We start from the raw sequence: 20,024 nt of genomic DNA on the forward strand, positions 1-20,024 counted from the left end.
TCTTCTACTTATCCATTCGCACGATTTTGGGTGTGAATGTTCCAACTACCTCAACCAATTCTTGTTGATTTTCCATTACTTTATTAATATCCTTGTACGCCATAGGTGCTTCATCAATTCCTCCGCCAATCAGCGTGACATCATTTGCTTTTAATTGCTTTTTGATATCACTTTTGGTGAATTTCTCTTTACACTTTCTTCTGGAATGTAATCGTCCAGTTCCGTGTGATGCGGATTGCAAACTTTCAGGGTTTCCTAATCCTCTCACTATAAATCCTGGAGCTGTCATAGATCCCGGAATAATTCCTAATTCGCCTTTGGCAGCAGGAGTTGCTCCTTTTCTATGAACAATACACTCTTCGCCACTTACTTCTTGTTTCCAAGCAAAATTGTGATGGTTTTCAATTTTGGCAACAGGTCTCGATCCTAATAATTTTCCGATTCTGGCGTGAATATCATCGTGACACGCTTGCGCATAATCTCCGGCAAGATTCATTGCCAACCAATATTCCTGACCATCGTGTGTATTTAGATCCAACCAAGCTAATTGTTGTACATGCTTTGGTAAAGGGCATTGTTTGGTTGCCAAATAAGTATAGTGTTTTGCAATATTGGCTCCCAATCCTCGAGATCCACTATGTGATAATACACCTATATAGGCTCCTGCATCCAATCCCCATTCATTCTTCGTATCTGTAATATCAACGGTTCCAAATTCTACAAAATGATTGCCACCACCAGAGGTTCCCAATTGCTTATACGCTTTATCTTTTAATCTTTTTACCAAAGGAATATTTTTAAACTCCTCTCGTTCAAAGATTTCATGATCATGCTTTATTTTGTGGGTTTCATACATTCCGAATTTGGTGTGTTCAGACAATATGTTCTCCAATTGATGTTTTTTCCCTTTCAGATAAGAGACCGCAATTGGATAGATGGTCAAACACATTCTACATCCAATATCTACTCCTACACCATATGGAATCACTGCATTTTTTGTAGCAAGTACTCCACCAATTGGTAAACCATAGCCACTATGTGCATCTGGCATTAATGCTCCTGCAACTGCTACTGGTAATTTGAGAGCATCGTACAATTGGTATTTTGCCTGTTCATCGATTTCATTTTCTCCATAGATCTGAAACGGTGATCTGGTGGTTTTTAAAGCGTGTTTTTTTACTTCCACAGGCTTTAGTAAACTCTCGGCAATCTTACCCCAGATTCCATCACCTTGATATGCTTCTGGATTTAATAATACTTTTTTGGCTTCTATTAATATTTGTTCTTTTTTTACTCTTCTTTGATATCGATTAATCTGACCTAGTGTCACATTAATACTATTGTTTTTTGGAAAGCCTAATTTGATTAAGTCTTTTCCGCTTAATTTCTTTCCCATGATATTGGAATTTGGGCGTTTTCCGCCGCGGCGGATCGGGCTTTCGCTCATACTCCTCGATAGTCTACACTTCGACAACACTTCGGTAAGCTCAGTGTAGCAGCTCAGTGTGACAATCTGCGGGGTAACCGCTCTATCCCTAACGCGATATATGATTTATTGGAAATATTTCGGAACACTCTAAATTGATATGCTTTACAAGAATATAGATCCCGCTTTCTGCGGGATTAGTTCAACTTGTTATTTTGAATGCCAGCCAAAAGACTGTTTTCAAAAATAGAGTTTCACTAAAAATCCGAAACTTTTTTCTGGCTTCGGACTTTAAATCAAACTGTTGTAATCAGTTTATGAGTTATAGAAGTCCCGAAGCATACGCATAAAAGAACCTGGTTCTCTTAGTGTATCTGTGTATATGTTTGTAAAGGTCATAGTACTTCGGTTATTAATAGTTATTATTATGTTCTGTTACACTTCGACAATGCCTGTCCTGAGCTTTCTCCAAAGGCGGACACGTGTCGAAGGGCTCAGTGTTGATATTGCGGTGCAAATATGAAATCTATTTTTTAAGTATGCAAATTATTTTTTAATTTATTTCACTGATTATCAGTTGGTTATATTTGAGTTTAGACAAAGGAATTCCTGTCCGTTTCATAACGAATATTGATCTATTAGGTAACTAACTGTAGTTCTTATGAGTATCGTTCAAACAACATTTTATTGAGTGTTCATAGTTTCTAAAAAATAATACATAAAAAAAGCGTCCAATTTTTTTGGACGCTCTTTAGAATATATCTTTTCTAGTTTTTTATCTATGCTTTCGATTTGAAAACAGCTTTACAGCGTCCTTTTTTATGTGTACAAAATAGATTCATGGATACTTAAAACTTGTTTTTGGTTCTTATTTATATTGCAAATATGAGTTTTATATTAAATAAGTTCCAAATTTTATGAATAATTCATTTTGATTCTGAATAAGTAATTGGTTTTTTTAAAACCCATATTTAATACCAATTTGGGCTCTCCACCTAGAATTTTGTAAATCTATGTTCCAGGGCTGCTCATCTGGATCAACATTAAATTGATATTGTGGTTGTTCATTTTCTATCCCTACAAAATTGAGTAAACTAAAACTAGAGTTCACTACATTAGGCACAAATACCAGGCGTCCCCAATCACGATTAATAAAATTAAATACATTGAGCATATCTAAAGAAAGTGTGATACTATGTCCATTTTTTAGTTGTTTTCCATATTGCAATTTCATATCTAATTCATGATTCCAGGGAGTTTTTGCTCCATTCCTTTCTACATAATTACCTCTTCTACTTCTTAAATAAGAATTGTTTTTTATATAATTATTCAATTGTTGCCATTGCTCATTTGCAGTGCTTGTAACCAAACCATTACTGTCTACAATATCTACTAGCTGTATTTCTGATTGATCTCGAGGTACGTATATCAGATCATTTCTAGATGAACCGTCTTGATTAGGATCTCCTTGATAAACAAATGAGTATGGACTTCCGGAGCGACCATTATATAAAAATGAAATTGATGCGGTATTGATTTTCCCAAAATTGATATCATAAGAATGTGTAGATATAATCTTATGCCTTAGATCAAAATTAGAAAAAGAAATAGCAGGTTCATTCCCAAAAATAGTCTGGTTCCATTCGAAGTTAGCAGCAGGAGAACTTCTAACTGTACTGGAAATATCTTTACTTTTACCATATGTATAGCCTATGGCTCCTCTGTAATTTCCTATTCTTTTAGAAACATTTGCTGTTATATTGTAACGGTATCCCTTATCAGTATTGGTTAACAGAAACACGTTGGTGAAATTTGGATTGATTTTTATATCCTGACCTGTTTGCAAAAAGTAAGGGCGATTATCTGGGCCGGCAAAATTTCCAAGTTCATTTCTTCGATTAATAGATTGAAAAAATAATCCATTTAATACTTCGGTATATGTTCCTTCTAAGTTAACGGTCCATTGATGAGGTAGTTTTGCTTCTAACGCGAGATTCGTTTTCCATTCTCTAGGTAATGTAAAATCATTATCAATTAAATTAATTTCGGTTAGATTTGGTTGTACACTTCTCAGATCAGCGAGGTTTTCGGTAAGCGGAGTAGTATCTGTAGGTCGTAAATCAATATTAAAATATTCTGTTCCGGAGATATATTCTACATAAGCAAACCATAAATAAGGGATTCTACCAGAAAATAATCCAGTACCTCCACGTAGCTTATAGTTGTTATCAGTATCTAGTGAATAGTTAAAACCTATTCTTGGGTTAAATTGAGGGGCATTGGATATTTTGTTATCAAACTGACTAAATTCTGGTGTATTTATTACTTCTCGACTAATTGGTAAATCACTTGGTAGAAACTGTGCATCGAGTCGAATACCTGCGGTAACAGAAAATCGGTTAGAAATCCTAAATTGATCTTGTAGATAAAGCGCTGTTTCTATAATCGAAACCGTTGCTGATGGTCGACTAGTTACAAAATCAAAATCATTATTATTGATATTATACACTCCTCGTACACGACTAGGGGTGTCGTCTAGAAAGTCTTGCACAGATCGGTATTCCCAACGTCCATTCCAGGCAGATAAAAAACCATAATCTACATCATGAAATTGAGCTAATCCACCCGCTGTTATTGTATGTCTTTGTGAAGTGTACGATATTTTATCTGCTAATTGTAGTGTAGAGAAATCAGTACTATATACTGAAGCTTCTCGATAGGTTCCCGCAAATATGCGATTACTAGAATTAGAAGCTATCTGAATATGTGGAAATACACGACCATCAAAATCTCTATCTTCTTTCACTGTATTATATCCTAATGTAAGTTGATTGTTAATTCCATTACTAAGATTGGATTTCAATTCTAGTGCCAAGCTATTAGCAATACTATTGTGACGATATCCTTGATTTCCAAAGTTAAATATAGAAGAACTCCATTCTAAATTATCTGCAAAACTATTTACATAATTGTTGCGTAATGTAATTTTGTGCTGATCCGACAAATTATAATCCAGTCGAGCAAATATTTTAGTACTTGCAGTTTTAATGGAAGCATCTGTAAAAGAACCAGGGTCATAATTATATGCTGAGATTAAACGATCCGAAATTAATTGTACATCTTCTGCGGATATATTAGAAGTAGAGCTTCCAGGGGCATTCAATACAGGATTATCAGAAAGTGCTTGTTCGACATTTACATAATAAAACAATTTATCCTTTATAATTGGACCTCCGATTCCACCTCCAAACTGAACGTCATAAAAATTAGAACTTTCCTGCTTAATCCCGTCCGCATAGTTTCCTAATAAGATCTGATTATTTCCGTAACCATACACTTCTGCTTTTGTGGTATTGGTTCCATTTTTAGTTACTAAATTAATACTTGCACCACTAAAATTACCGATACTTACATCAAACGGAGCTAATTTTACCGATAGTTCTTTTACAGCACCCAGACCAATAGGTTGTGTTCTTGACAGACTTCCTGGTGTTCCGTTGGCAGATGATCCAGCTGCTCCACTAGCAGGTTCTTGAAAACCTATCACATCATTATTAGCGATACCATCGATATTGAGATTATTAAAACGATTACTAGCACCACCAAAAGAATTAAGATTGTTTTCGGTTAGATTTTTAGTAAGATCTTGAATACTTCTACTGATTGTTGGGGTTGTCCTGAGTTCTCGTTTTCCTAGTAAGGTTTCGTTACCGTTTTTTTGACTTTTAGAAGAACCATTTACCACCACAGTTTCTAAGGATACACTATCCTCGGACATCACAAAATTTTTAATCGTTGTATTTCCTAATTGGATAGTAATATTTTCTTCTATGATGGTTTGATAACCAACAAATGAAATTTGTACCTTATAAGTGTTAGAAGGAGATAGATTGGTAATATTATAAAAACCATTTTCTTCAGAAATAGTTCCGTATTTATAATTAGTAGAGGTATCAATACATTGAATAGTTGCGAATGGTATTGGGTTGTTCTGAGTATCTGTAAGTGTTCCTTGAAGCGTTCCAGTAGTTTCTTGAGCAATTGCTATATAGGGAATTAAGCATATAAAAATGACTTTAAGAAAAAGTTTCATCTGTTTGTATTTATTGTTTTTAATTGTCAGATGGAATTCGCCAATAATCTTCTCGGTAAGTACCAACAAAGTTTTTATGGCTCATTTCATAAATTAAAATATAATTGAGTGTATAATTATCCATATGAGATAGGTGTTTACCGAAACGCTCAAAAAGGATTCAAACGGATCAGTACACTATATTTCCCATAGAAAAATTAGTATTGTTTTTAATTAAATAAGAATGGATGATATTGAACAAATATCTTTAACTAGTTGATGGGACTAGGAGATCCTTTGTTGTAATATATTTGCGAAGAAATGTAAGATTGAAGTACTTGTAGCTTAGCAACTGCCTTTTTTCCTTTTTGAAGTATTCTTTGAAGCTCACTTCTTAATTTTTTAAATAGAAATGGAAGTGTTTTATAGATACAAATGATATCAGAAAACCGATCTAAATCGTGTAAAAAATCTAATTGAAAAACGGCTTTCTTGTTTGACTCCAGATAGGTATAAAGTTCTTGTCTTACTTTAGAAGTATTCCAGGAAAATTGAGCAAATTCTTTTTTATGAAAAGTCTCTTTATGAATTCCTAAAAGATAGAAACCTCCATCATAAGAAGGGCCAATTGCAGCGTGTCCTTTTTGTATGGTTTCAACTGCTTTTAATAGGTGTGTTTTGTTCAGATTAGGAGTGTCATTTCCTACAGAAATTACTGCATCATATCCTTTTTCGTAAATATCATTAATTGCATTCGAATAACGCTCTCCAAAACTAGTTCCTAATTGTTGCTGTTCACTGTATATAAAGTAATCTAGTCCCGTTTTTTGAACAGTAGTAATAGTTTTTGAAGTAAGATCTGATTGTAATGAACTGTTCTTTAGAAAAGGTTTTCTCTTTATTTCTTCTTCTTGCGAAAGCGCAAAAACCAGAATCGCAATATTTCTTTTATTACAGATCAAAGAGGTGCTTTAGGGTATTAATTGTCATACTCAGTCAAGATAAAGAAATAAAACTTACAAAAGAATGTGGATTATTTTTTTAATGTGTTTCTTTTATGAGTTGCCTCAACCGTAAAAGTAATTCCCTAAATGAAAAGGTCATCTCACTCGATACGTGTTGAGGATTGTCGTTTAACTAGATACTTTTGAAAAAAACAATCATGAAGGCATACTCAATTATTTTATCCGTTTTTAGTATTTGTATTCTATTACTTGGTTTCAAAAAAATCGAAGTTTCAGAAAGCCAAAAGATTACTGGTGATCCAAGTAATGAACGGATTACAGAAGGAATTAAAATTAAGGAAGGAATACGTGTTCAGAACCTTACGCTATTTATGATTACAGGTGAAGAAAAAATATCTGGTGATATTTATAAAACGTTATCTGAAGCAATGAATACAAGAGAAGTGACGGTAAAAGAAACAGGAAATGTAAATCAATTGCTATTGGATAATAATAGTGATGATTATATATTTATTCATTCTGGAGATATTGTAAAAGGGGGAAAACAGGATAGAACAATAAGTTATGATGTAATTATTCCTCCAAAGGCTAAGAATGTAGAATTGCAAAGCTTTTGTGTAGAACAAGGCAGATGGAGACAACGTGGTAATGAAACTCTTTCTTCTTTTGCATCTAATACCAAAATGTTATCATCGAGAGAATTAAAACTTGCTGCAAGACACGAAAAAAATCAGAGTAAGGTTTGGGGAAAAGTAGCGGAACAGCAAGATCGTTTAAACGATAACCTTTCCAGAAAAAATGGAAAAACGGTAAATGTAGCCAATAACGCATCCAATACGAGCTTGCAATTAGCACTAGAGAGTGATGAATTGGATAGTGCAAAAAAAGAATACTACAATAAGCTTAAGGACCTAATAACAACGGACAATACAATTGGATATGCATACGCAATCAATGGAGAAGTTTACGCAGTAGAGATCTATAATAATCAATGTCTTTTTAAGAATTTGTGGGATAAAATATTAGAATCGATTATTGTTGAAGCTATTAGCGAACAAAACGATAAAGATTATGAGGCTTGTACAGTAACAGATGTAACGACATTTATGGATGCAGTTAAAACCGAAAATAAAGGTGTGGTTAAAAACATCAATAAAACAACCAATTTCAGAACTGTTGAGAATAACAAAGGAAATATCGTTTTTACTACGGAAGATACGGATAAGAAAAAATGGATCCATAAAAGTTATATGAAAAATGAAAAGACAAATGCTGCTCAATCTAAAGAAGATCTTCCTTATAGAAGAATACAACAACGCAATCGTTAGGTGTTTAGCTATCTTTAGTTGTATTGAAATCTGGATTGTAAAATAGCAATAGTTAGTATAAAACTTTTGTAGAATTTACCGCAACCAATTGGATAAGGTTTCATCTATAAAGTAACATAGAACCTTAATCATGAAAAATATACTTATCCTTTTGTTAATCACAATTACAATTTTGAATTGTTCAAATGATGATGATACTGTAAATCCAAACAATTGTGATTTTACAACTTTAATAAGTGCTTCGGAATATACGAATGCACCTTCAGATCAAGTAACCATTAATAGTATAACAATAGCTGATAACTGTTTGAAAATTAATTTTGGGGCGTCAGGTTGTGATGGAAATACGTGGGAACTAGTTTTAATTGATTCTGAGAATGTATTTGAATCCAATCCACCACAAAGAAATTTAAGATTGTCATTGAAAAATGAAGAAGCTTGTCAAGCTTTTATTACCCAAGAATTGGATTTCGATGTTTCTAATCTACAAGTTGCAGGAAATCAAGTCTTGCTGAATATTACGAACTCTGACCAAACTGTTTTATACGAATACTAGAAGGTTTTAAAGCAATTTTAGCAATGATTGATACAGATTAGTTGATACTAATATTTACTTTATATCATTTGCAATTGGTTATGGCAATTGTATAACTACTGTTATGTGTTTTTCCTTCATCTAGCTTTTGAATTCCTTCTTTTTCTTCAATATTTTGTGTGGTTTCCTCTACATCAGCATATCCTAACCAAGGTTCTATGCAGACATAAGGAGCTTTGGGTTTTGCCCAAATTCCAAGATCTGGAAAGTCGTTAAAATCCATAGATAAAACTGGACCTTTGGTTTTATGGGTAAGTGTTGCTTTTTTGGCATGTATATTTTTGAAAATTAAAGCGTCTTGATCAAATAAGGTATCGTTTAACCATATTTTATGATCATTTATGACTGAAATAGTATTCTTAGAAATAAGTCCTTGATCATTTAGAACGTAGCTTTTAGAGTTCTCTACATTTTCTAGCTCGATATAATAATCTTCATAAGCTTCATATGAATTCAGAGGACAATTAAAAGCCGGATGCCCTCCAATCGAAAAAAACATGTGCTGTGAATCTTTATTCTCTATGGTATGAGAAACAATGAGCTGATTATTGATAAGCTCGAAGATTATAGTAAAACTAAATTCAAATGGATAACCATCCAATGTCTCTTCTGAGGAGGATAGTGTACATGAAGCTTTAGTCGCTGAATGTTGAGTTCCAACTATATTCTTATTATACCGTATAAATCCATGTTTTGGAAGTGAATAGCTCTTTCCTTTATAAGTATACGTTCCATTTTTTAGTCCACCAATAATTGGGAAAAGTACTGGTGCCTGACTTGCCCAGATGGCTGGATCTCCTTGCCATAAAAATTCTCTGTTATTTTTTTTGGTTTTGATACTTGTGAGTTCTGCTCCTGTAGTGTCAATACGAACTATTAATTCATCGTTTTCTATGGTATGGATCATTGTGAGTATTGGAATGGTTAATGGTCAATGGTTAAGACAAAGGTATAGAAAGATGCTGCTAAAGAACATCAATCTATAAAAAAGGTTCTAAAAATCCAATTAACTTTGTTCCTGTTGCATTCCATCGGATGCCGTGTCCAGTGGGAACTCGAATTTCATATACCAGTTCGTGTTTATAGTGATAAAAGATATTCCACCAGGTCTTGTTTTCTATGATTTCCAGAATACGTTTTTTTACTTTTTCTTCTTTCTCGTTTGGATTGCCTTTCATTTCTCCCCAAAAATCATCTTCTGATCTTCCGATGTGCTTTTCCCAGGCTCTTGTTGCAATACAGATTTGATCATTAAATGGTGTAAAACAACTATCCAATAAGGTTTGTTTTAGAGGAGGAATTGCTTGCTCATTTTTTAAGGTTGCTGAGGTCCATCGTTGTCCAATCAATATCAAAAGATACTCGAACGGAGTTGTTTCGATAGCTTTTGCCCAATCTTTTGGTGTTGTGTTTTTATCCACCAATAACCCTTCGAAATTCATGAATGCTTCAGATAATGTTGGTGTTATCTCTTCGTCAAAATGAGGTAGTGGATGTGTGTCAGGAACTCCAAACTGATGATAGTGCTCTAGATTTTTGGCAAGAACCACTAGATGTTCTTCATGTAAAAAACCAACATACTGTTCCTTCCAGGAATCTGAAAGGAATGCTTTACTGTTTTGTATGGTTTCAAATAAATTCATTTCCACTGTTTTTTTCTTTGACTTTTCCAGTTTCGTTCTGGAATGGTGCAATTGATTGTTTCATATCCGTGTGGAAAGCACCAGGAACAACCTGATTCTTCACCAATTTTGATTCTGGAAATTCGAATTCCTGATATCTTTTTCGGAAAATCAATCATTTCAAGTTTGTTTAGTCCGAATACTTTTTTGAAGCGTTTGAACTTTTTCATCTGTATTAAATTTTGAATTAAAAACTTAATACAGGGTTCCTTTTCTTGTTGCCATTTTAGTTGTTTTTATAGTCTAGGATCTACAGGTTCACTTTCCATTGCCAGCACCCCAAAAACACATTCATGAACATCTCTCAATGGAGCTTTATTCACAAATCTATCCAGCGCTTCAAGACCTAAACTAAATTCTTTAATTGCCATAGAACGCTTTTTAGATAATCCTCTATTGCGAAGGTTTTTTAAATTCTGTTCTGTATCATAATCTGCTCCATAAATAATTCGCAAATATTCTTTACCTCTACATTTGATTGCAGGTTGTATTAACCCTTTCTTTCCTTTAGTAATAAATTCAAAAGGTTTTACAACCATTCCTTCTCCACCTTTTTCGGTAAGTTGTACCCACCAATCTATAGCATCCATGATTTCTTTTTTGTTATCCAAATGAATCACTTTATATGGTGTTGCTATTAATAAGCTGTCCTTAATCGCTATATCTGCAATGGTATCCATATGCCATTGATGATCTTTATCTGTATGTACTTTTCCTTCAGTTGCCAAAAGATGAAAAGGAGCAATCTTATAATCCTCTATGGATTTTACATCCCAACAGTATTGATTATATGCTTTCCTAAATTTAGCATTCAAATTTGAATGCTGCTTTGTTTTGTTCAATAAATCATTTAATTCAGGATGCTTTGACACTCCATTCTCTAATTGCCTGGAAATAGCTTTTATAGCAATTTCACCGGCAGAACCTACTGCTGCATATTGATCTTCTATTAATTGCATTGCTTTTGCAGACCAAGGCATTAATTCGCAATCAAAAATTGCCCAATCAGAACTAAATGTATTCCAAAAATCACTTTGGTTCATTGCATCTCTAAACCTTCTGAGAATCGCTTGTTCTAATTCTAAATCCGTAAAAAAATCTCTTCCAGTTCGAGTATATATTTTCCCAATTCCTTCTCCAGTAATGCCGAAACCTTTGGCAATAGTGTTTTCATCCTTACCCACAACAAATACTGCTCGAGATCCCATATGCTTTTCTTCGCAAACAATTTTATGTACACCTCTGGATTGATAATATTTGATGGCTTCTTCAGGATGTTCAAGATAATCCGAAATAGTACTCGTTTCGCTTGGTGACATTGTAGGTGGTAAATACGCTAGCCACTTTGGGTTTACTGCAAATCGACTCATCACCTCTAATGCTGCAATACTGTGTTCTTCTCTTATCGTAATGGTTTCATTATACTTAGTTTTGATATGTCTTTTTCCAGATACATCTTTAATATCAATGATATCATCATTTTCATGTTGTGCAGATAGATTGTTTGTTTCTGGAACTAATGGTTTTTTAGATTCAGCATAGGCTTTGTTTGCTTTCACTTCTACCAATTCTCTTTCTGGATATCTCAGCGCAGTAAGTTTCCCTCCAAAAACACAACCTGTATCAATATCAATTGTTTTGTTCAACCATTCTGCTTCTGGCACTGGAGTATGGCCATAAACAACCATTGCCTTGCCTTTGTAATCTTTTGCCCAATCTAATCGAACAGGTAGACCAAACTCATCAATTTCTCCTGTAGTATCTCCATACATGCAGAATGATCGTACAGCTCCTGATCCTCTACCTTGCATTTCTTCTTTTAACCCGGCATGAGCTACAACTAATTTACCATCATCAAAAACATAATGACTGATCAATTTATCTAAGAATGTTTTTAACTCGTCAATAAATTTCTGAGGTTCATTTTCTAATTGTTCCAAAGTCTCTGCCAAGCCATGTTTGATTTGCACATTTCTACCAATTAGTTTCTTGTATAGTTTACTATCATGGTTTCCACAAACAACATAAGCTTGATCATTTTTGACCATAGACATTACTAACCTCAATACCTCATTGGATGCTGGACCTCTATCTACTAGATCACCCACAAAGATTGCTTTTCTATCAGCTGGATTACTAACAGTATATCCATAATTCTTATCTCTATCTTTATGCTTAGTGATTTTATAATCTAGTTTTTCCAATAATTCTTTAAGCTCTGTAAAACATCCGTGAACATCTCCAATGATATCAAAAGGTCCTGTGATATGTTTTTTATTATTCCATAATTTATCTTTGACAATTTCAATCTGTTCTATCTCTTCCGGAGAGTTAATAACATGGATATATCGAAAACCTTCTCTTTTTAATTGTCTTAATGATCTTTTTAATTGACTGTGCTGGTTTCTAATCACATGGCCACCAAAATTTCTATCTGGACGTTCTACATTTCTTTCTTGACAAATCTTTTTATCAATATTTAAAACAATCGCTACAGGAAGTGTATGGAACTCTTTGGCTATTTGCAACAATGGTTTTCTGGCATCTGCCTGAACATTGGTTGCATCCACAACCGTAAGGTTTCCTCTTTTCAATCGCTTTTTGATGATATAATGCGCCAATTCAAAAGCATCACCCGTGGCTTCCATACTATTTTCATCATCAGAAACTATTCCTCTACAATAGTCGGAAGAAACTGTTTCTGTTGGTAAGAAGTTTTGTTTTGCAAAAGTAGATTTACCAGAACCAGAGGTTCCAACTAATACCACTAATGATAATTCTGGGATATGTATTTTATTTCTCATTCTTAGTATAATATTCTTTTTTAAAGTCTAGTCTTACATCAATATTTTTAGTTATTGTATAAATACTCTTGAAATATGTGTAAGCAATAGATTTTGAATGATCTTCTTGGATTAAGGCTTGAATTCCTAATTCTTGAGTAGATATATTAAGCTCCTTACCTTTTGGTACAGTAGCAGTATTAATAATACTTTTTTGAACTTCATTTATGTTAAAGGAAAACATTTTTATTCTTTCGGGCTTTCCTTTATTTATTTTATCCATTTGAGCGTGTGAAAATGCATTTCTTATATCATCCCTTACTTTATTGATATAGTTGAATTCATCCTTATTTATTATGTCTATTTCTAAAGCACTATCAATCGATTGTTTTAATGTCTTATCATCATATTTCTTGTATGCTTCCTTTAATTTCAAATTAAGTTCATCAGAATCGGAAAACTTTAAACCTTCAATATATTTAGAGATCAAAGCTGATTTCAACATCTTTTCAAGAAAGTGATTTGTTATTGTAATTGAAGCTTGAAATTGCTCAATCATCAAACAATTAATTATCTCATATTTAACTGATTTCAGATTGGACAATATGTGGAGGTTATCGTTTATGAAAAAACTGAGCTCATCATAATTTTTATTCACTCTCTTTTCATACTGTATTATATACTCTTCTTTTTCCATATTCTCATTAATCTTTTCTCATTTTAAAAATCGCCATTTGACTTGGGCCTCCGTACTTCTCATTAACTTCTCCTAAAGGTTTATATGAAACCGTATAGTCAAATGTTTCTGCAATTCTATCCCCCCAGGTTTCAAACTCTTTTCTAGTCCATTCGAATCTATGATCCGCATGACGCATTTGTCCTACTGACATTCCTTCGAACAAGACATTGTATTCTTTGTTTGGGGTGGTGATGATTACATTTTTTGGTTTTGCATATTTAAAAATCACTTTTTCTAAAGCTTGTAACCTCGGTTCATCAAGATGTTCAATAACTTCCACCAATGCAGCTCCATCAAAACCTGAAATCCGATCATCTTTATAATTTAAAGAACCGTGGATCAAATCAATTTTATTTTTTTGATATTCTGACATTCGATCCCAATACAATCTTTTTTTTGCTATCTCCAGACTTCTGTAAGAAATATCCATTCCCAACACCTTTTCGAACTGTTTTTCCTTAAGTAATAACTTTAATAATTTTCCTTCTCCACATCCCAAATCTACTACGGTTTTGATTTCAAGTTTTTTGAGTTCTTCTGCGACAGTCTCCAATCTAATTTGATGTAATGATATCTTTTCTTCAGTTTCAATAGGAATGATTTCATCATTTTCTTCAGCTTCTCCAATAAGTTGATCAAATGCCAGTCTCGTGTAACTTTTTTTAAATTTCAGGTACTTTTTAGTGATCAATTCTTTTGCGGGATGGTCTTTTAACCATTCACCTCCCTTATCTAATAGCTTTTGAACTTCGTCTTCACTCACATAATAATGTTTGTTATTATCTAAGACAGGAAGTAAAACATATATGTGAGTCAATGCATCTTTTAAGGTAACTTCTGTATGCTGTAGTTTCACATTAAAATATGGGCTGATTCCCCAATTTGGGTTTGAAGCATCCAACTGCTCTTCTTCTACATCTACTTTGTAACCCAAAGGTTCAAAGAAATCAAGGATTTGTGATTTTCCTTTTCTTGATTTAACTGCTGCTATTTCTATTTCTAAAGAAAGTTTTTCATCAACCAATTCTGGTCTTTTGTTACATTTACCATTAAGTGCACTCCCTAAAAACTTTGAAATAGCTGTAGTAAGAAAAGACGAAGCAACGTAAGATCTGTCATTTACATAATGCCCTAGTTTAAACGACGCATTGTAATTCTCTTTAGTCGTCCTGGCAAGATTTACACTATTAATTTCTATGTACAATACAAAACTGCAATGTTCTTCTGTAACTTTTGGATATAACATATGAACGGTTCCATATGGTAGTTGTTCCGTTTGATATCTATCTGGATGTTTATGTAGTAAGAAACCTAAGTTACTTGCATTATTTCCTTTTGATGTTATTTTTAATATCATATTTTATTCTTTAATAAATCCAACGTTTTACCCTAGTTTAAACTACCGCGACTTATGGGTTGCGCAGATGGGATTCGAACCCATATCTTTGGATTATTCGGTAAAGGTGTACTATTACTACGCGATGATTTTACGTAGTAAAAATTTAAATTACATTTAATAGTTGTTTAAATTTTAAGTTGCGTTAAACATTATCTTAATGGTTGAATTTAAATGATTTTTTAAAGCTTCCATTTTTCCCTGTTCCTGATATTTTGGTTTCAACTCTTTAATAGCTCCTTCTTGATCCAAATATTGATAAAAACCAATTATAAAAAAGGTTTGTAGGATTAAGTTATTATGAATAATAAGTTCTTCCATATCTGATTTAAATTCTTTTGACTCAAGTTGTATCTTTTTTGAACTGTTTAAATGTTTAAAGAAAGAAGGGATTGGCTCTTTTAACGGATATCCATCTTTGTGCTTGACGCAGTTGCATATCCAATTTACCTTGTATGTTATAGGGAAATTATATATTGTTTTTCTTAATTCGATATCAAATTCTTTTTTCAGATAATCTTTGATTGGAATAAAATTGTTATCAAAATCTAATTCCTTAAAAAATTCATCCATTAAAACAGGGAGTCTCTTGATATAACTTTCATATTTATGATATGCACCTACATATCCCAATCGAATAGTTTCATAATAATTTTCATTTAATTCCTCTTCTGTGATATGAAAGTATTTTTTGTATTTGGAGTGTTTTATCTCTTTTTTTACCGCAATTGTTGATTTTTTAGATGCTGGAACATAATACTGAACAAATAATTTTTGATATGAATCGAATTCTGAAACTAACTTAACTACAAAATTAAAAAGTTTATTTCCTAAAGGGTCAGTTTGGGTCAGCTCAAAATTTCTGATTTTAGAAAATTGTTCTACTAGATTTTCAAACAATTTATCAATTGAATTTTCTTTTCTCATACTCTACTTTCCTTTTTACTTTGAATCATAATATTCATTCCTAATACTAACCAGCAAATCAGTTGCTTGATCCAAATCAGGTCGTTCTCTAAGTTCAGAGTTAGTATACAAAACATCTAAACTTTCTTTAAGTTCTTCAGCTTTGTTTACTAAATCATCATACTCAAAGTCTCCGTTTTTAATGCCTAATAAATAATCTCGATCCGTTCTTCTTACATTTACGGCACCTTCTTCTGCAATTTCTTTTGCCATATGTAGCAACCTGAAAGTATGCATCATATTTTTAGTATCGTAATTCTTTCCGTGTGCTACATTATTATTATAGCGGGCTTCATTTCGTTTTTCTACCCAAGTCCAATACTCTTTATATTTTTTACAATAGGATGAATATCCATCTACATTAAAATATAACATCGCTATGGGTTGTTCTTCTTTGGGGACAGAACTTAGGCAAACTTCATTTGCGTTTTCTCTCGCGATTCCTTGATATCCTTTTTCTGAATTATGAAATAGATTATAACAATCCTTCATATGTGGGATTTTAACCAATCCACAGTTACTCATTTCTAAATTATTTTTAGCTAGAAATTCTGTGCATAATGTGGATTGTTTGTTAGTTCTAATATAGCAGAAATCGATGACAGTTTTCCTTTCTTTATCTACTGGATTTACAATCTTTTTATTGAGTCCTCTGGCTTTTTTGATTTGAGTATATGCGTAATTTGCAAACGTATCTTTACACAACCTGGATAAAAAGTATTCCATTTTGATTTGATCAAAAATTGGATGCTTTTTTAGAATACATGCCGAGGGGACATTAAGTAATTCCAGTATGTTCGGATTGTTTTTTAACAATAATTCGATAAATTTTCGTAATTCATAATATACGATATCATTGGTTTCATTGTTGATTTGTCCAACATATTCTAGTGAATAGAATTTTTCTTTTGGTAAAATAAATACACCTCTGATATCTGTATCCGAAGTAGCGGTATCCAAACCATAAGCGCGACTACCGCTAATACATTCGAATATGATATTTCCTGATGCTTTAAGTTCTGCTATGGTTTTCATTTTTAGGTCTAATTTTATTTTTTACTTACGTCCAGTCGAGTGATTTTTTGAAGCATTTTCTGTAAAAAAAATTGTATCGAGACCCATTCTGGATGCATCTCGATACACCACGCCCAAAAAGCGTGGCACTCGATGTGACGTTTACTCTTAATTTTCGGTGATACACTTAAATAAAAATGCATCTATTCTTTCGTGATCAGGTTTTCCTGATGGAAGGGATTTTGCATAGTTGTTATTGGTTGCGATGGTTTCAGATATGAATCGTATTACTTTTTCATTTCTGGCATGTACATAGCTTTCACCGTTTTTCGATTTTATTTCCATTAAACTTTTGATTTCATCTGCGATTTCATCTGCTACTAAAGATAACATTTCACTGAAGACTACAGGAGGCATTGTTTTATGCTCTAATATCCAAGTCCCAGCAATAGAAGTCCGTAAGGCATAAAACAAACTTTTTAATTTTATAGTTTCGTTAGTTAACTTTTCTTCGTATTTCTTACTCATACTTAGGTAATGAAACATACAAGCGATAGGAGAGAAGCATTCGTTTGCGATACTTCTTAATTCTGAAACAACGACATCTTCTCCAAGATATAGTATTGGTGAAAATAAATGTTCAATGGCTGGTACATTTGATTTCTTAAGTAGTTGTAAGCTTTTACGTAATTCCCATCCTACTGCATCAAAATCTCCATCCATGATATCAATTGTATCTCGTTTTTCGGACACAGAAAGATACCATGCTAATGGTTTTGTATACAGGAAACGGACATCATAGTCACTATCTGGTGATGCAAAGCCCCAAGCTCTGCTTCCGGATTCACAAGCGTAGTTTATTTTAACTCCGCGTTCTTCTTCTATTTTTTTAAGTTTTGTTTTCATCTTTATTTCAATTACAGTACAAAGAAGGAATAGTATTACGCAGTAATTTTGCGTAATAAGAAATAGTTTCAAAAAAAATCCTCAAATGAAAACTTCACTTGAGGACTGTTTAGTAATTATTGTTATTATTTATTGTCTGATAAAAATCTTGAGATCATCGCTTTTTTTCATAGCGTACGAAAGGGATTTATTGCTAAATGATTTCTCCGGTTTGTAATTAGTAAGCGATAGTACATTGGGTAATTTCATATCCCAGGAGCCTGATTTTTTGCTATCTCCAGGTACAATCATTACTATGTGACCATACGTTTCTGCAGTGTCAATAATCAAAGCTAAACCACCTCTATTGGTATGCGCCAATGCCTGATCAATGGTTTCCTGAGTTACCGTTCCTAATTGTAACCAGTTCTTGGATCGTTCTGCGATTGGGCGTATACTGTCATACACTACATAACCTAGTTTAGGGTCGCTAAATTCGGTAAGTTCAAAAGCTTTAGAAATTACTTTCGTAATACTGTTTCTACAGTCGTTTCGTTCAGTACTCGCCTTTTTACAGGTGATAAAATTTTCTACATCTTGGGCTAGATCTACGTCGGTTAGTTTAGAACTTGAATTGATAGGGTCTACACTATTTGTTTTAGAATCTTTGTCTTCATTGTTTTGAACGGATTCTGTTTCGTTTTCCGTATCAGTAGTTTTTTGCTTTTGATCATCTTTGCAAGACATCAAGCACAAGATCGATACAAGTAGGAGTAATACTTTTTTCATAGTTGATTGGTTTTAGTGTTATAATGATAGGGAAATTTTTCTTGGGTTCAAAGTGATCTTTAATTCCAGTATCCAATTATTTAGTATTCTGTAATAATTTTAACTATAAACTAGTAGGGTTTTTTTATAGAAAACTGTTTATCATATAAAAGTGCTATAAAAAGAAGAATGGGGTTATATCTCAATTCATACTCGACTAGTCAGTCGTCAGTGAATATGTTTTAACGCAGAAAACCAGGTCAAGAGACCTGGTTTTCTTTTTATAGCGATTTTTCTGAAAAGTTGTTTTCAAATTAACAGAGATATTTATTGTACTACGCAGTGATTCTTAGCTCATTGTATAGTGGATCTTTTTCGATCATTGTCAATAGTTGTCTTTTGACATCAAATTTCTTTTTTCTTGCATATCCCTCAGAATACCCAGTCATTCGTGAAATTTCTTTAACAGATTTTCCTTGAAAATATAGAAGCATTAGATTTTTATTATCGCTACTTAATTTTTGGAAATGTTTTCGGTATAAGTGTTCACGATCTTGATTTTCGATATCATTGATGACAGAATATACTTCCTCTTTATCCATTAGATTGGTTTCATCCGTAACGATCTTATGTCTGTTACGCAATCGAGTTCTCCAGGTATTTTTACAGATTCCATAAAAATACGTTTTTACAGGCACGCGTATTTCTAAAGTTCCCGACTTTAGTTTTTGGTATAAAACTACTAATGCATCCTGAAAAATATCTTCTACATCTTGCATGGTCCCATCATTGCGAAGAATATATCCCTGAATGTATCTGATGTTGTCTCGATAAAAAACCTTTAGTACCCGTTCATCCCCTTTAATAATCCCGGATATTACTACTTGATCTGTATTCATTTTTCCCGTTACTTTTTTTGTTTATACTATTCGTTTTCTGACTAGAATCTTTAAATACAACGCTACTTTTTTTTGATGGTACAAACATAGATGTACTACAGATAAAGTCCTTACAGATTTCCGTAATCGAGGGAATTTTTTTAGAAAAAAGTGATAAAAACAGGGTTTGACTGCTTTGTTTAGATCTTGTTTTGAGTGTATTATTGAAATGAAATTATAAAATGAGCTAGATAGATTTTTTTTAACCTTTTTGTTGGTTTTTACTTTTGCCAGTAACATCTCTCTAAATCTCCTCGCCGCGGCGAGGAGACTTTCTAACCTGAGTTCGACATAAGAAAATTTACGTCAGTTTGAGTGATCCGCCTCAGGCGGATTGTATCGAAGACGAGTAAATTTTAATCAAAAGCCTAATTTCGATACCCTCCACAGGCGGGCAAGCTAATTTTTCTTCGTTTCACTATGAAAAATCACTCAATTTGATGGCTTTTTTAAACCAAATCCTTAGA

The 20,024-nt window shown here is 33.1% G+C and carries 16 protein-coding genes; 2 read left to right on the forward strand and 14 right to left on the reverse strand.

The genetic code is table 11. From position 1 onward, the window contains the following. Positions 1-4: 4 nt before the first annotated feature. The 3 genes from Q0910_RS15700 to Q0910_RS15710 form a co-directional block, all read right to left on the reverse strand. Positions 5-1,396 (reverse strand): RtcB family protein, encoded by a 1,392-nt coding sequence (locus Q0910_RS15700; protein WP_299218448.1) that lies wholly within the window; start codon positions 1,394-1,396, stop codon positions 5-7. 988 nt (positions 1,397-2,384) lie between these two features. Continuing rightward, positions 2,385-5,519 carry a carboxypeptidase regulatory-like domain-containing protein gene (locus tag Q0910_RS15705; RefSeq protein WP_299218450.1) on the reverse strand — a complete coding sequence of 1,045 codons (3,135 nt, stop codon included), beginning with the start codon at positions 5,517-5,519 and terminating at the stop codon, positions 2,385-2,387. Positions 5,520-5,770: 251 nt separating this feature from the next. Then, on the reverse strand, positions 5,771-6,460 hold the full coding sequence (locus tag Q0910_RS15710) for a DUF2064 domain-containing protein (protein WP_299218452.1): 690 nt from the start codon (positions 6,458-6,460) through the stop codon (positions 5,771-5,773). A gap of 200 nt (positions 6,461-6,660) precedes the next feature. Here Q0910_RS15710 and Q0910_RS15715 point away from each other — a divergent pair, with 200 nt between their 5' ends. Both Q0910_RS15715 and Q0910_RS15720 read left to right on the forward strand, forming a co-directional pair. Beyond that, positions 6,661-7,791 (forward strand): DUF6569 family protein, encoded by a 1,131-nt coding sequence (locus tag Q0910_RS15715; RefSeq protein WP_299218454.1) that lies wholly within the window; start codon positions 6,661-6,663, stop codon positions 7,789-7,791. A 130-nt stretch (positions 7,792-7,921) separates the two neighbouring features. After that, entirely contained in the window at positions 7,922-8,347 is a 426-nt protein-coding gene (locus Q0910_RS15720; protein WP_299218456.1) for a hypothetical protein, read from the forward strand. Between the two features lie 64 nt (positions 8,348-8,411). Here the strand turns inward: Q0910_RS15720 and Q0910_RS15725 are convergent, their stop codons facing one another. The 11 genes from Q0910_RS15725 to Q0910_RS15775 all read right to left on the reverse strand — a co-directional run bounded on the left by Q0910_RS15725 (position 8,412) and on the right by Q0910_RS15775 (position 19,518). After that, the gene (locus Q0910_RS15725; RefSeq protein ID WP_299218458.1) at positions 8,412-9,293 is read right to left on the reverse strand and encodes an aldose 1-epimerase family protein; all 882 of its coding nucleotides are present in this window, start codon (positions 9,291-9,293) and stop codon (positions 8,412-8,414) included. 73 nt (positions 9,294-9,366) lie between these two features. Continuing rightward, positions 9,367-10,029: a hypothetical protein gene (locus Q0910_RS15730; RefSeq protein ID WP_299218460.1), complete on the reverse strand. Its 663-nt coding sequence runs from the start codon at positions 10,027-10,029 to the stop codon at positions 9,367-9,369. After that, complete coding sequence (locus Q0910_RS15735) at positions 10,026-10,238, reverse strand: phosphate ABC transporter substrate-binding protein (RefSeq protein ID WP_299218462.1); 213 nt, start codon at positions 10,236-10,238, stop codon at positions 10,026-10,028. Before Q0910_RS15735 ends, Q0910_RS15730 begins: the two co-directional genes overlap by 4 nt. A gap of 66 nt (positions 10,239-10,304) precedes the next feature. Next, a complete protein-coding gene (locus Q0910_RS15740; protein ID WP_299218464.1) occupies positions 10,305-12,872 on the reverse strand; it encodes a polynucleotide kinase-phosphatase in 2,568 nt (855 codons plus the stop codon). Further along, entirely contained in the window at positions 12,862-13,548 is a 687-nt protein-coding gene (locus tag Q0910_RS15745; RefSeq protein ID WP_299218466.1) for a hypothetical protein, read from the reverse strand. Before Q0910_RS15745 ends, Q0910_RS15740 begins: the two co-directional genes overlap by 11 nt. Positions 13,549-13,555: 7 nt before the next feature. Further along, positions 13,556-14,947 (reverse strand): 3' terminal RNA ribose 2'-O-methyltransferase Hen1, encoded by a 1,392-nt coding sequence (locus Q0910_RS15750; RefSeq protein ID WP_299218467.1) that lies wholly within the window; start codon positions 14,945-14,947, stop codon positions 13,556-13,558. 174 nt (positions 14,948-15,121) lie between these two features. After that, the gene (locus tag Q0910_RS15755; RefSeq protein WP_299218469.1) at positions 15,122-15,913 is read right to left on the reverse strand and encodes a hypothetical protein; all 792 of its coding nucleotides are present in this window, start codon (positions 15,911-15,913) and stop codon (positions 15,122-15,124) included. Positions 15,914-15,928: 15 nt separating this feature from the next. Continuing rightward, on the reverse strand, positions 15,929-16,987 hold the full coding sequence (locus Q0910_RS15760) for a nucleotidyltransferase domain-containing protein (protein WP_299218471.1): 1,059 nt from the start codon (positions 16,985-16,987) through the stop codon (positions 15,929-15,931). Positions 16,988-17,134: 147 nt separating this feature from the next. Continuing rightward, the gene (locus Q0910_RS15765; RefSeq protein ID WP_299218473.1) at positions 17,135-17,872 is read right to left on the reverse strand and encodes a nucleotidyltransferase domain-containing protein; all 738 of its coding nucleotides are present in this window, start codon (positions 17,870-17,872) and stop codon (positions 17,135-17,137) included. A gap of 129 nt (positions 17,873-18,001) precedes the next feature. Beyond that, the gene (locus tag Q0910_RS15770; RefSeq protein ID WP_299218475.1) at positions 18,002-18,640 is read right to left on the reverse strand and encodes a hypothetical protein; all 639 of its coding nucleotides are present in this window, start codon (positions 18,638-18,640) and stop codon (positions 18,002-18,004) included. Between the two features lie 314 nt (positions 18,641-18,954). Beyond that, positions 18,955-19,518, reverse strand: a complete 564-nt coding sequence (locus tag Q0910_RS15775; RefSeq protein ID WP_299218477.1) for an RNA polymerase sigma factor — start codon at positions 19,516-19,518, stop codon at positions 18,955-18,957. Positions 19,519-20,024: the final 506 nt, after the last annotated feature.

Source organism: uncultured Aquimarina sp. (assembly GCF_947495315.1).
GTDB lineage: Bacteria > Bacteroidota > Bacteroidia > Flavobacteriales > Flavobacteriaceae > Aquimarina.

What these genes read in the sequence shown, in the direction of transcription:
- Q0910_RS15700 (WP_299218448.1), bottom strand. Translation starts at nt 1,396, where the DNA reads ATGGGAAAGAAATTAAGCGGAAAAGACTTAATCAAATTAGGCTTTCCA.
- Q0910_RS15705 (WP_299218450.1), bottom strand. Translation starts at nt 5,519, where the DNA reads ATGAAACTTTTTCTTAAAGTCATTTTTATATGCTTAATTCCCTATATA.
- Q0910_RS15715 (WP_299218454.1), top strand. Translation starts at nt 6,661, where the DNA reads ATGAAGGCATACTCAATTATTTTATCCGTTTTTAGTATTTGTATTCTA.
- Q0910_RS15720 (WP_299218456.1), top strand. Translation starts at nt 7,922, where the DNA reads ATGAAAAATATACTTATCCTTTTGTTAATCACAATTACAATTTTGAAT.
- Q0910_RS15725 (WP_299218458.1), bottom strand. Translation starts at nt 9,293, where the DNA reads ATGATCCATACCATAGAAAACGATGAATTAATAGTTCGTATTGACACT.
- Q0910_RS15730 (WP_299218460.1), bottom strand. Translation starts at nt 10,029, where the DNA reads ATGAATTTATTTGAAACCATACAAAACAGTAAAGCATTCCTTTCAGAT.
- Q0910_RS15735 (WP_299218462.1), bottom strand. Translation starts at nt 10,238, where the DNA reads ATGAAAAAGTTCAAACGCTTCAAAAAAGTATTCGGACTAAACAAACTT.
- Q0910_RS15740 (WP_299218464.1), bottom strand. Translation starts at nt 12,872, where the DNA reads ATGAGAAATAAAATACATATCCCAGAATTATCATTAGTGGTATTAGTT.
- Q0910_RS15745 (WP_299218466.1), bottom strand. Translation starts at nt 13,548, where the DNA reads ATGGAAAAAGAAGAGTATATAATACAGTATGAAAAGAGAGTGAATAAA.
- Q0910_RS15750 (WP_299218467.1), bottom strand. Translation starts at nt 14,947, where the DNA reads ATGATATTAAAAATAACATCAAAAGGAAATAATGCAAGTAACTTAGGT.
- Q0910_RS15755 (WP_299218469.1), bottom strand. Translation starts at nt 15,913, where the DNA reads ATGAGAAAAGAAAATTCAATTGATAAATTGTTTGAAAATCTAGTAGAA.
- Q0910_RS15760 (WP_299218471.1), bottom strand. Translation starts at nt 16,987, where the DNA reads ATGAAAACCATAGCAGAACTTAAAGCATCAGGAAATATCATATTCGAA.
- Q0910_RS15765 (WP_299218473.1), bottom strand. Translation starts at nt 17,872, where the DNA reads ATGAAAACAAAACTTAAAAAAATAGAAGAAGAACGCGGAGTTAAAATA.
- Q0910_RS15770 (WP_299218475.1), bottom strand. Translation starts at nt 18,640, where the DNA reads ATGAAAAAAGTATTACTCCTACTTGTATCGATCTTGTGCTTGATGTCT.
- Q0910_RS15775 (WP_299218477.1), bottom strand. Translation starts at nt 19,518, where the DNA reads ATGAATACAGATCAAGTAGTAATATCCGGGATTATTAAAGGGGATGAA.